The 12,279-nt window shown below is 66.7% G+C and carries 11 protein-coding genes; 3 read left to right on the forward strand and 8 right to left on the reverse strand.

The genetic code is table 11. The features are described from left to right. Window positions 1-289 precede the first annotated feature (289 nt). Window positions 290-1,501 carry an epoxide hydrolase family protein gene (locus B9C43_RS49460; RefSeq protein WP_143447157.1) on the reverse strand — a complete coding sequence of 404 codons (1,212 nt, stop codon included), beginning with the start codon at window positions 1,499-1,501 and terminating at the stop codon, window positions 290-292. Between the two features lie 83 nt (window positions 1,502-1,584). Between B9C43_RS49460 and B9C43_RS49465 the strand changes: the two genes are divergently transcribed. Further along, window positions 1,585-2,373 carry a hypothetical protein gene (locus tag B9C43_RS49465; RefSeq protein ID WP_084434248.1) on the forward strand — a complete coding sequence of 263 codons (789 nt, stop codon included), beginning with the start codon at window positions 1,585-1,587 and terminating at the stop codon, window positions 2,371-2,373. On the opposite strand, the gene B9C43_RS49470 is transcribed toward B9C43_RS49465, so the two are convergent. The 4 genes from B9C43_RS49470 to B9C43_RS49485 form a co-directional block, all read right to left on the reverse strand. Then, on the reverse strand, window positions 2,341-3,111 hold the full coding sequence (locus B9C43_RS49470) for a branched-chain amino acid ABC transporter permease (RefSeq protein ID WP_084434249.1): 771 nt from the start codon (window positions 3,109-3,111) through the stop codon (window positions 2,341-2,343). The genes B9C43_RS49465 and B9C43_RS49470 overlap by 33 nt on opposite strands. Then, complete coding sequence (locus tag B9C43_RS49475; protein ID WP_084434250.1) at window positions 3,104-3,817, reverse strand: ABC transporter ATP-binding protein; 714 nt, start codon at window positions 3,815-3,817, stop codon at window positions 3,104-3,106. The genes B9C43_RS49470 and B9C43_RS49475 overlap by 8 nt, the downstream gene beginning before the upstream one ends. Before the next feature lies 1 nt (window position 3,818). Continuing rightward, window positions 3,819-4,526 carry an ABC transporter ATP-binding protein gene (locus B9C43_RS49480; RefSeq protein WP_084434251.1) on the reverse strand — a complete coding sequence of 236 codons (708 nt, stop codon included), beginning with the start codon at window positions 4,524-4,526 and terminating at the stop codon, window positions 3,819-3,821. 172 nt (window positions 4,527-4,698) lie between these two features. Continuing rightward, window positions 4,699-5,943, reverse strand: a complete 1,245-nt coding sequence (locus B9C43_RS49485; RefSeq protein WP_084434252.1) for an outer membrane protein assembly factor BamB family protein — start codon at window positions 5,941-5,943, stop codon at window positions 4,699-4,701. A gap of 143 nt (window positions 5,944-6,086) precedes the next feature. On the opposite strand from B9C43_RS49485, the gene B9C43_RS49490 reads away from it, so the two are divergent. After that, window positions 6,087-9,167: an ATP-binding protein gene (locus B9C43_RS49490; RefSeq protein WP_143447158.1), complete on the forward strand. Its 3,081-nt coding sequence runs from the start codon at window positions 6,087-6,089 to the stop codon at window positions 9,165-9,167. On the opposite strand, the gene B9C43_RS49495 is transcribed toward B9C43_RS49490, so the two are convergent. Genes B9C43_RS49495 through B9C43_RS57220 form a run of 3 tightly spaced genes read right to left on the reverse strand, consistent with a single transcriptional unit; the run spans window position 9,122 to window position 11,032 of the window. Further along, window positions 9,122-9,868 (reverse strand): ABC transporter permease, encoded by a 747-nt coding sequence (locus B9C43_RS49495; RefSeq protein ID WP_084434341.1) that lies wholly within the window; start codon window positions 9,866-9,868, stop codon window positions 9,122-9,124. The genes B9C43_RS49490 and B9C43_RS49495 overlap by 46 nt on opposite strands. Then, window positions 9,868-10,815, reverse strand: coding sequence for an ATP-binding cassette domain-containing protein (locus tag B9C43_RS49500; protein ID WP_084434253.1), 948 nt, complete (start codon window positions 10,813-10,815; stop codon window positions 9,868-9,870). The genes B9C43_RS49495 and B9C43_RS49500 overlap by 1 nt, the downstream gene beginning before the upstream one ends. A 58-nt stretch (window positions 10,816-10,873) precedes the next feature. Beyond that, entirely contained in the window at window positions 10,874-11,032 is a 159-nt protein-coding gene (locus B9C43_RS57220) for a hypothetical protein (RefSeq protein WP_160097301.1), read from the reverse strand. A gap of 38 nt (window positions 11,033-11,070) precedes the next feature. On the opposite strand from B9C43_RS57220, the gene B9C43_RS49505 reads away from it, so the two are divergent. Next, window positions 11,071-12,279 carry a cytochrome P450 gene (locus B9C43_RS49505; RefSeq protein WP_084434254.1) on the forward strand — a complete coding sequence of 403 codons (1,209 nt, stop codon included), beginning with the start codon at window positions 11,071-11,073 and terminating at the stop codon, window positions 12,277-12,279.

A 12,279-nucleotide genomic window follows, 5' to 3' on the forward strand; every position in this document is an offset into this window, starting at 1 on the left:
GTGTGCGCGTTGGTCGATCACCTCGATCGTGGCTGATCGTTTGTGGGGGTCCATGCCGATGATCACCGTCACCGGGTTCCTCCTTGGCTGAGGTATGAGGTGTCAGCAAGGAGGGCACCGCTACTTCGAGCTGGGCAAACCCCTTTTGAGCCTCTCCTCACGCGGTGCCCGGCGAGACCGCAAGCCATGAGAGAGCCACGCCAACCAACCGGCGGGCAGCCGCAATGAGAGAGCGACTCGCCAGGCACCTGGACCGAGTCTGGCCAGACATCGGTCCTACGCCAAGTCTCTAAGTAGCCGCGAAGTGACCACCCTTGTCCACCTCGTTGAAGTAAATCAGCTCGTGGTACGCCCGTTCGGCCCAACTGCGTGGGGCACGGTAGATCTCGCCAGGGAACACCGTGATGCCCGCCGGGATGTCGATGTCCACGGCGTTGAAGTTGTTCGCGTTGTTCTCCCAGTACAACTGGGCCGAGGAGATCGCTGTACCGGTGAGCCAGTACAGCGTGATGTCGTCGAGCATCTCGTCACGGGTCAACGAACGCTCCGGTTCACCACCGCTGTAGGTCCACTGCGCGAACTTGTCGTACATCCACGCCGCCAGCCCGACCGGCGAGTCGAACAGTCCATAACCGACAGTCTGCGGCCGTGTCACCATCATCGCCGAATAGCCGGTGTTCTTGCGGTAGAACTCGTCCAGGGCGTCGAAGGCACGCTTCTCGTCGGGTGCGAGGTTCTTCGGCGCCGGGTCGCCGTTGTTGAGGATCCTGGCGATGACCGGCGGAACCGTCGCCGGCATGTTCACGTGAATGCCCAGCAGTCCGGGCGGTTTCTGCGCGGCGAGCTTGTCGGAGATCACCGCGCCCCAGTCACCGCCCTGGGACACGTACTGCTGGTAGCCAAGGCGCCGCATCAATTCGTGCCATGCCCGGGCGATCCGGTCCGGACCCCAGCCGGGTGTGGTGGGGATTTCCGAGAAGCCGTAGCCGGGCATCGACGGGATCACGAGGTGGAAGGCGTCCTCGGCCTTGCCACCGTGCGCGGTCGGGTCGCTCAGCGGCCCGATCACCTTGAGCATCTCGGCGATCGACCCCGGCCAGCCGTGCGTGAGGATCAGCGGCAACGCGTCCCGGTGCTTGGAGCGGATGTGCAGGAAGTGGATGCCCAAGCCATCGATCCTGGTTGTGAACTGGGGGAACGAGTTCAGTCTCGCCTCGAACCGGCGCCAGTCGTACTTCTTGATCCAGTGTTCGACCAGGGCCTTCAGCTTCGCCAGCTGAACGCCCTGCGACTGGTCCGCAACGGTCTGCTTGATCGGCCACCGCGTCGCGACCAGCCTACGGCGCAAGTCATTGAGTTGTCCCTGCGGGATGGCCACTGTGAACGGCCTGATCGCGGAGTTGGCTTCCGGCGCCGCTGAGGCTTGCCCGGACAGTGACACGGCCGCGATCGCGGCGGCCGACGTGCCGATGAAGGCCCGGCGTGGCATGTCTGTCTGCATGAGACGAATGCTGGCCCCGGAATGTTGACGGCGAATTGATTTTTCGTCTACGCCGATGACACGACACCGGTAATCTCACTGGAATGACGGCACAACCGGGCATCGCGCCCGCGGCGCAGCCAACCGCGGGCACCATGTTCGCCGCACTGTACGGCAAGTTCGTGCCGCATAATTGGCATGACCCCGAACACGACGCCTATTCGCTGTTCTACCACCGGTCGCTCGCCATGGGGTGGTTGGCCGACGGTGAAGCGCCCGGGCTGTGGGCGATGAACGACGCCGGATGGGACCACCCTCTCGCGGCGAACGCCGAGTTGGCCTCGTGGTTCCAAGTCGAAGCCAGTGCGGTGCCGAGTGATCGGCCACTTCCCGTGCAGCCGTTCCTGCGATGCGCCCACGACGCGACATCCAGGGCCGGAACGCTGGACCTTTCCGCGGTGCAGCTTCTCTTGCCGCTTCGAGGTCTGGCCGCCACAACACGCCCCGCGTACGCGAAAGTGCCGTCGATGCGGACAATCCCCTGGTTCACCAACCGCGATCCGCGCTCGGCCACACCTGTGGACGTGCGCGCCGACAGCGGCCAGGATTCCTCGATCCTCGCTGTCACGGACGAACTCGCCAACCGCCTAGGTCATCTGGACCAGGACGTGTTCGTGGGCACGTCTCACCACACCACCAGCCGCAGCGATGTCCTTCTGCCGCCGTTCGACGACAGTTTCTGGAACGGCCCGCCGCTCAACGGTGTGGTGCTGCGCGGGCAGCTTGCCGAGTGGTCGTGCGACGCGATTGGTTGGCTGGCTGAGGTCGTCGCCGAATCTGTCGCGCAGCTCGGCGTTCGTTCACCGTTGTTGTTCACTGTTACCCGCACCTAGTTCGTCAGATGCCATTGGCCGTCCCGGATCTCCAGGACCGCGAGGGCTGAGGGTTGCAGCCCGGAGTGGTTCTCCGCACTGTTCTGAATCCGGCCGGACGTCGATTGTCGCGTCCGGCGGCTGTAGTGGCGCGAGCACGGATCCCGCCGCGGCCGCGAGGGCCGCGGCGAGGCTGAACACGAGCAGTCCCATGCGGTTCGGCGAGATTCCGGTCAGCTGGGCCGCGCCGGGATCCATGGCGCTGGCCCGCATCGCGGTGCCGGTCGCCGTGCGCGTCAAGAAGAACCACAGCAGCGCCACGACGACGATGGTCACCCCGGCGCACCAGAAGTACTGTCGCGGCACGGCAACCCCGGCGAGACGCAAGGGTTCGCCGGGTGTGAACTCCGGCGCGAAACGCGAGTCGGCGCCGAAGATCAGCAGCGCGGCGCCCTGCAGGACAATGGAAACGCCGATGGTCAGGATCATCAACCGGTCGTGACCCGCCCGGCGCGCCGGAGCGATCACCAGCAGGTGTGTGAGGGCTCCGATCACAGTGGTGACGCCGACCGCGATCAGGACAGCGACCGGCGTGACGATGCCGTTGGCCCTCAGCGTGGCGAACACCAGGCCGCTGACCATCACGAAGTCACCCTGCGCGAAGTTGATCACGCCGGTGACCTGGAAGATCAACGCGATCCCGAGACCGACCATGGCGTACGTCGTGCCGGTCGCCAACCCGGTGAACAGTTCAGCCACGCGCTTCTCCCAGGTAGGCGGCGTGCACGCGAACGTCGTCCCGCAGGTCGTCAACTGAGCCGTCGGCCACGACCTGTCCGCGGTCAAGCAGGTAGCCACGTGACGCGACGCCGAACGCGACAGCGGCGTTCTGCTCCACGAGAGCGATCGTGACCCCGGTGTGGACCAGTTGCGTCAGCGCGTCGGCGACCTCACGCACGGCGAGCGGAGCCAGCCCAAGCGACGGCTCGTCCAGCAGAAGCAGCCGTGGACGGCCCATCAGCGCCCGGCCGATGGCGAGCATCTGCTGCTCACCGCCGGACAGCAGGCCGGCACGTTGGCGCCTGCGTTCGGCCAGCCGTGGAAAGAGATCGAACACCTCGGCCATCCGGCCGGTGACATCCCGGCCACGAGCCCGCCGGTACGCCCCGAGCCGGAGGTTCTCCTCGCTGGTCAGCCCGGCGAACACGCGCCTGCCCTCCGGCACCAGGGTCAGCCCTGCCAGCGCACGCCGTTCCGCTGACCAGCGGGTGACGTCCTGGCCGTCGAACACGACCTTCCCATTCCACGGTCGGAGCAATCCGGAGATCACGCCGAACAAGGTGCTCTTCCCGGCCCCGTTCGGACCGACCAACGCCACGGCCTCGTGCGGGGCCACCGTGAAGTCGGCTCCGTGCAACGCCTCGATGGCGCCGTACCCGGCAACGATTCCTTCCGCGTGGAGCACCTCAGTCCTCCTCGCCGAGATAGGCGCGCCGGACGGCGTGATCCGCGACGACTTCGTCAGGTGTGCCACTCGCCAGCACAGTGCCGCGGTCCAGCACGACAACGTGCCTGGAGACGGCCAGCACACTGCTCACGTCGTGTTCGACCAGGACGACGGTGATGCCGTCGTCGGCCAGGTCGGCGAACAGTTCCGCAGCCCGGTTACCCTCCACACGGGACAGTCCGGCCAGTGGTTCGTCGAGCAGCAGAAGCTCGGGTTCGGCTGCGAGTGCCCGCGCGAGTTCTACTCTGCGTTGCAGGCCGTAGGCCAGCGTGCCCGCGAGCCGGTCTGCGTGCTCGGCAATGCCCACCCGGTCGAGGACGGCCAGCCCTGCCGCACGGTCAGCGCCTTTGCCCAATGCCCAGCGCGGGACCAGTACGTTGTCCAGCACCGAAAGGGAGCCGAACACCTGGAGGTTCTGAAACGTCCTCGCGACGCCGAGTCTGGCCACCTTCTCCGGGCCGAGCCTGGTGATGTCGTTACCACGCAACCGGATACGCCCGGAGTCCAATCGCGACACATCGGACAACGCGTTCAGCAGGGTGGTCTTCCCGGCACCATTCGGGCCAATCAGACCTAGGACACCACCTGCGGCATAACGGAAACTGAGGTCGTCAACGGCTCGTACGCCACCGAACCGCATGGTGGCGCGCGTCACCTCGATGTCCATCCTGTGCCAACCTCCACCGAGTGTCTACTTGCGAACACCCGGCGCGGTCGACGGAACTCGCCCCAAAGGACCCGAATGATCATCACGTCTTGCCCCAAGCGGCCAGACGGTAGATTGTCTACAGCGGACAGCGTTCGGACGCCGCATCCCGTGCGGCGCCCGATTCGTGTGGTTAGTTGTTGTGTGTCCCGCTGTGCGGTGCATACGCCCACACAACACCTGCACCCTGCCCGGAGTTTCCGCCGCCGAGCAACACGATGCCGTTGGGCGCGACCGCTGGGCTGGTGTAGGCCACCGTGGGTGTGTGGGAGTAGTACAGCGTCACGCCGGTCTTGGCATCGAACGCCTGCAATGCTCCGCTCGCCCTGCCGCTGGCTTGCAAACCACCCACGTAGGCGACGCCGTTGACGACGGTCGGCGTGGTCGGCTGGTTGTCACCAGCGTCGGCGAGCGCTGTCCTGGCCCCGGTCTCGCTGTCGTAGTAGACGACGTTGACCTTGGTCGGGACGTAGACGATGCCGTCGGCAACCGCAGGTGCCTGCATCCGCCCGCTGTAGGTCGGATCGAGGCCGGTGTCACGGTCCCACCGGACGACGCCAGCGGTCGTCAGCGATACCGCGTGGACCCGGCCCACGCTCGGCGATGTCACGTAGTTGACCGCGGCGTACAGGTGGGTGCCGTTGGTGGCGAGCGTGTCGCTGATCCGGCCGCCGTTGAACTTCTTCAACTCGGTCACGGTCGCCGGGGCACCGCCCGTGGGCGGAGTCACGGCCATGACGCGCCCGTCGGACGTGCCGACGTAGACCTTGCCACCCAGCACGATCGGCGAGCCGAGCAGCGGGTTCTGGGCGTTGGCACCGCCGACGTTCGTCCGCCACCGCGGCGCACCCGTTTCCGCGTTCAAGGCCAGGATGTCGCCGTTGTGGCCCGACACGTAAATCGTGTCGCCGACCAGCACAGGCCCGTTGGCCCAGCCACCGCTCGGCATGGCCTGACGCCACTGAAGATCCGGGTCGGGATCCGTGCTGTCCTCGAACGCACAGACATAGCCGGCGATCGTGGAGACGTACACCTTGGCGTTCCCGACAGCGGGCTTCGAGAAGATGCTGTTGAAGCACTCGTTGGTCGACCAGGTCGGCTGGAACGTGGGCGGGGTCGCCGTCGAGGCGGTCCCCGTCCGCAGCGGAAACTTCGTGAGGTATCCGTTCTCGTCGCCGATGTAGACGAAGTCACCTGCCACAACCGGCGACGCCTGGTACTTGCCGCTGCCGAAGTGGCTGGTCCAGACAGGCGCCAAGTGCGGCGCGGTCGCCGGGCTGGCCGGTGCTGGATCAGCGCCGCCGAGAGACGCGGCGCCAGCGAGTAACGCACCCGTCACTAGCGCGAGCGCTCCGGCTCTGAGCTTTCGTGTGGTCATGGATCTCTCCCCGCGGTCCAGGAATGGGTCGTCTGAACGGATGCGACGGCGACGCCATTTGATACACACGAATTGCACGGGACGGACGAGCGTCTTGACACCATCACGCTCCGGACTGACGCGGCTCCAACTACCCTTGCCACGTGGCCGTCGATCTGATCCTGTTGTCGCGAGTGTCCTGCCGCGGCAAAGAGATCACCGGGCCACGGATGCGCAATCTCTTCGCCGCCCTGGCGAGCGATCTGCGGACCGGGTGCAGCGCGTCGCGCCTGGTGGACGAGCTATGGCCGGACGAGCAGCCGGAGAAACCGGCCAAAGCGCTGCAGATCCTGGTCTCGCGTGCCCGCTCCCAACTCGGCAGTGACCTGATCACCAGCACGCCGACCGGTTACCGGCTGTCATTGGCCGAAGACCAGGTCGACGCTTCCGCCGTACTGCTCAGTGCCGCTGCGAGCGCCCAGTGTTATCGGGGACACGATCATGCCGCCGCGCTGGACCACGCTGAGACCGGCCTCGCGCATTGGGACGGCGCTCAGCTCGGCGCCGAGTTGTTCGATCCACTGTCGACACTGCGGGCCGAGCGGATGAGCACATACCGTTCGCTGGTTCGTATTCGCGCGTTGGCGTTGTCGCGGCTAGGACGTCATGCCGAGGCCGTCGAGCCGCTTGCCGAGGTGTTTCGCGAGCGGCCTCGTGACGAGGAAGTGCTGCTCGAACTGCTGCGTTGTGAGTCGGCCACTGCTGGGCCGTCGGCGGCCATCACTCGCTACGAGACCTATCGGCGTTCGCTGCGTGACGAGCTAGGCACCGATCCGGGTCGCAGCCTGCAGGCCGTGCACCAGCAGCTGTTGCAGGGTTCGGTTCCGGCCCGATCGGGTGTGCCTGTCGAACCGAACCCGCTGGTCGGCCGGGACGCCGACGTCGCCACGGTGACCGGCATGATCTCCGATTCGCGGGTCACGTCCATCGTCGGCCCCGGCGGGCTGGGCAAGACTCGTCTCGCGTACGCCGTCAGCCGCCAGGCGATGCAGCACGCCGTCCATGTCGTCCCCTTGGCGGGTGTCGCGACCGATGACGAGGTCGTCGGCGCGGTCGCGTCAGCTTTGGGCATCGGCGGGACGCCTGCGGAGTTGTTCAACGGCATCGTCAACGCTCTCGGGTACGGCCCGACGCTGCTGGTTCTCGACAACTGCGAGCACGTCGTCCACGGCACCGCCGAACTCGCACAGGCTCTGGTCTCCGTACGCGACGACTTGCGCGTGCTCACCACCAGCCGTGCGCCGCTCGGCATCTCGTCGGAGTCCGTCTACCACCTTCCGGAGCTCAGCCTGGCGGCGAGCGTCGAACTGTTCGTCAGCCGCGCCCGAGCCGCACGCTCTACTGTGGACTTGCATCCCGCCGTGGTCGAGGACGTCTGCCGCAAGCTGGACGGGTTGCCGCTCGCGCTGGAACTTGCCGCCGCGCGGGTCGCGGTCATGTCGATCGCGGACATCGCTGCCCGGCTGGAAAACCGCTTCGCCTTGCTGCGTGGCGGTGCCAGGGACGCCCCTGAACGACACCGCACGCTGCAGGCCGTGATCGACTGGAGCTGGAACCTGCTCGACCACGCCAGCCAGGCCGCGATGCGGGCGTTGTCGATCTTCCCTGGCGGGTTCACCGCCACCGCGGCCGAGCACATGCTGGAGAGCGGCGACGCACTGGACGTCCTGACCCAGTTGACCCAGCAGTCCCTGCTGAAGGTGACCGACACGCCGTCCGGTACGAGATACCGGATGCTGGAGACGGTGCGTGAATTCAGCCTGGCCCGCAGGGAGCCCGGCGAGACCGAGAAGGTGACCAGGCGTTTCGTCGAATGGGCACGGTGTTTCGGGATCGCGCATCACGATTCGCTGGTCGGCGACGACCCCGTCCCGTTCGCGCACCTGATCCGCGCGGAGCAGGACAACCTGACCTTGGCGCTGCGGCACGCGCTGGACCTCGACGACAGCGTGACGGCTGCGGCGGCGACGGCTGTCCTTGGCACGCTCGCGCTCGTGGAGTCCAATCTCGCCCGCATGGCGTGGCTGACCAAGCAGACCGAGTGGATCCTGTCGCATTCCCGGCCGGAACCCGCGCATGTCGGCATCGTCCGGATGGCGGCCGCGGTGTGCGCCGTCTTCACCTACCTCGTCGAGGGTCCAAACGCGACACGGTCGATGGCCGTCCTGCGCCGTCTGCCGCCAGGATCGACGGCCACCATCGCGGGAGCCGTCCAGGCGATCGTGCGTGCCGACCCACCACCCAGCCATGAACCGATGCTGGTGTGGCTGGCCAACGGGGTCGAGAGTTTCCGCCATCAACGGGCCGGGGATCTCACGGATGCGCTGGCATCGGCCGAGCGAATGCTCGAGGCGGCCAAAGCGCTACCGGGCCCGTTGATGGCTGCCGTCGCGCATTCCCGCATCGGTGAACTGTCCCTTGAGACCGACCAAGGCGAGCGGGCGCTGCGGCACCTGGCGGCCACGTTGTCCCTGCTGACCGAACTCGGGGCGAGCGCGGGCTCGATTCGCGGGCGGTGGGCGTTGGCCATGGCCTGCTTGCAGATCGGCGACCTCGACGCGGCCGAACGGTGGATCGAGGAAGCCACGAACCCGGGCGTCGAGGACGTGGTCGGGCTGGCCATGCGCACCGAGCTCATGCTCGCCCGCGGACAGGTTGACGCAGGGCTGAGGTCGTGGCGGCGGGTGACCGACCGGATGAGCACCATCGACGACCCGGCCTTCGGCGTCGACCAGGCCAGTCAGGAAGCCTGGTTTCTGGACGTCCAGGCCACCAGCGTCATCGCCCACGCCCACCACGGACGTCTCGAGGTGGTCGCGGACATCGCCAAGCGGCTGCCGGACGTGCTCGCCGACATCCTCAGCCACCGTCCTTCCACACCGATGTTCCCCTGCTATGGCGCGGTTCTGGCCGCGATCGCGGTGGCGGACATCGCCGACGGACAGGCGCAGCCGGGCGCGAGAATGATCGCGTTGGCGGAGGCTTTCCGTTTCTCACGCGGTTTTCAGCCGACCATGGCACCGGCACGAATCCGTGCGGTCGCCGAGCAAGCCGATGAGCAGGCGTACGCCGACGCGCAGTCGACGTACGCCAAACTCGACAACGACGGCCTGGTCGCCGCCGCGTTGGCGGCCTTGGATCAGCGCACCGGATCGCGGTTGAACAGCGCACGCGCCCAGAGGTAACCGCCCAGTCCGAGCACGAGGCACCAGCCCACCGCGAATATCCCGCTGTTGCCGATCGGTGTGCCGGTCAACAGTCCGCGCAGCGTCTCGATGACCGGAGTGAACGGCTGGTTATCCGTGAACCACCGCACCCCGGCGGGCATCGTCTGCGTCGGGGCGAAGGCACTGCTGATGAACGGCAGGAACACCAAGGGGAAGGTAAGGAAACTCGCCCCTTCGGGAGTCTTGGCCGCCAGTCCGAACGCGACGGTCAACCACGTGATCGCGATGGCGAGCAGGACAACCAGACCCGCCACCGCGAGCCACTGCACGAAGTCAGCGGCCGGCCGGAATCCCATGATCAACGTGACGCCGATGACCAGTGCGACACACACCACCGTCCGGAGCACACTGCCGAAAACGTGCCCGGTGAGCACAGCGGTCCGGCTGATCGCCATCGTCCGGAACCGCGCGATGATGCCCGCCGTCATGTCGTTGGCGACGCCGATCGCGGTCGACGCCACGCCGTATCCCATCGTCAGCACGATGGTGCCGGGCGTGATGTAGTCGATGTACTCGACGCCAACGCTGAATGCGCCACCGAAGATGTACACGAAGATCAGCAACAGCAGGATCGGCACCATCAGCGACCCGAACAGAGTTGTCGGATTGCGCATGGTGTGCCGCAAGTTGCGGCCGAGCATGAGGGCCGCGTCGGACATCATCGGACTGCCTCCTGTGCTGCTGCCGACCGGCCGGTCAAAGCGAGGAAAACGTCATCGAGGTCAGGCGTGTGCACGGACAGTTCCTCGACCTCGATCCCGGCCGTGTCGAGCCGATCCAGCACTTCCCGGATCGACCGGACCCCGCTGTCGCTCGGTACCTGCAAGGCAAGCGCCTCGTCATCCCGTGACACCGCACCAAACACCCGCACGGCGGCGTCGAGGCTTGCCGGGCTGGCGAACCGCAGCCGGATGTGCCCGCCCGAAACCCGGCGCTTGAGCTCGTCAGCGGTTCCCTCGGCGACCAACGTGCCGTGGTCGAGCACAGCGATCCGGTCGGCCAGCTGATCCGCCTCCTCCAGGTACTGGGTGGTGAGGAAGATCGTGACCCCGTCGGCCGCCAGTTCGCGGATGTGCTGCCACATCATCCGCCTGCTACGCGGATCCAACCCGGTGGTCGGCTCGTCCAAGAAGATCACCCGCGGTCGGCCGACCAACGTCATCGCCAGGTCGAGTCGCCGCCGCATGCCGCCGGAATACGTACCCGCCATCTTCCCGGCCGCCTCGGTCAGCTCGAACTGCTCAAGCAACTCCTCGGCACGCCGCAGGCCCGCCTCCCGGCCCAGCCGGTGCAACCCGGCCATCAGAACGAGGTTCTCCGTACCGGTGAGCAACGTGTCCACCGCCGAGAACTGCCCGGTGACCCCGATCGCGGCCCGGACCGCGTCCGGCCGCGTGGCGAGATCATGCCCCGCCACCCGCACCTGCCCCGCATCCGCCCGGATCAACGTGGACAGGATGTGCACGGTCGTCGTCTTCCCGGCCCCATTCGGCCCGAGCAACGAGAAAATCGACCCCTCGGCGATGTCCAGGTCGACGCCGGCCAGCACGACCTTGTCACCGAACGACTTCCGCAACCCAGTCGCCACGATCGCCGCTCCGCTCATCGCCCCTCCTTTCGTAGTGGTGACTACGAGGGTGGAGGAAGGGTGGTTTGCGGCGGTTTCATCGTGGTTTCATGGTGCTCAGGTGGTCCCTTGGCGCCACTGGCCAGCGCACGAACGGCATGACCGCCGCCGTCCAGTCGCCGACCGGTGCGGCCTCGGAACCCCGGTGGAGCACCCAGTCGTCGAATGCGAACACTTCCTGTTGTCTGGTAAGCATTTCGGGAAGATTATGGCCTCCCAGTCAGAGGAAACACGATGACCGAAGCTCCCGAGGTGGCACTGCCGTTCCGGCGTGATCCGTCCTGTCCGTTCAACCCTGCCAAAGAGATCAGCCACCTGCGGGCGGAGGAGCCGGTCAGCCGATTCACCTTGCCGAGTGGGCATCCTGCCTGGTTGATCACGCGGCATGCCGATGTGCGGGCGATTCTTGGCGACAACCGGTTCACTACCGCGGTCAACCCGATCACGTTGTTGCGGGCGTCCGAGGAGGACAGCACGGTCGAGGAGCCGCCGACGCCGCCTGGGATGTTCGCGGCCATGAATCCGCCTGAGCACACGCGTCTTCGGCGGATGGTGGCGGGCGAGTTCGGCGTCAAGCGCATGGAACGGTTGCGGCCCAAGGTCGAGGCGATCGTCAACCAGCACCTCGATGCCATGGCGCAGGCCGGTTCCACAGTGGAGCTACTGGACGCCTTCGCCCGTCCGATCACCGCCATGGTCATCTGCGAGCTGCTCGGCGCCCCCGTCGAGGACCACGAGGACGTCCAGCGCCGCGCACGAGGGGCCGTGGACGGCGACATCGACATGGAGGAAGGGCTCGCGCTCTTCCTGGAAGGCCAGAAGTACATGGCCGAGCTCATCGCCAAGCAGCGAGCGAACCCCGGTTCGGCGATGCTCGGCATGCTCATCCGTGAGCACGCCGACAACCTCACCGATGAGGAACTCGTCGGGATCAGCAACCTGTTGCTCAGCGCGGGTCACGAAGCCACGGCCAACATGATGGCGATGGCCGTCGTCCTGCTGCTCCAGCACCCGGACCAGGCCGCGGTGATCAGGGACCAGCCCGAAGTCACCGAGCAGGCCGTTGAAGAGATGCTGCGGTACGTCTCCATCTCGTTCACCACGCTGATCCGGACCGCTTCCGAGGACGTCACGGTCAGCGGAACCGAGATCAAAGCCGGGGACTACGTATTCGTGCACCTTCCCTCGGCCAACCGCGACGAGACCCGCTATGCCAACGCCGACGTCTTCGACATCACCCGCAACCCTGAGCAGCACCTGGCTTTCGGGCACGGCATCCACCACTGCATCGGCGCTTCCCTTGCCAGGATGCAGCTGCGGATCGCCCTTCCAGCGCTGCTGCGCCGATTCCCCACGCTGCGGCTCGCTGTCCCGTTCGAGGAACTCAGCTTCCGCCCGATGGGCAACGTCATGGGCATCGACGACGTCCCCGTGACGTGGTGA

The sequence above is a fragment of the Kibdelosporangium aridum genome (assembly GCF_900176515.1).
Classification (GTDB): domain Bacteria; phylum Actinomycetota; class Actinomycetes; order Mycobacteriales; family Pseudonocardiaceae; genus Kibdelosporangium; species Kibdelosporangium aridum.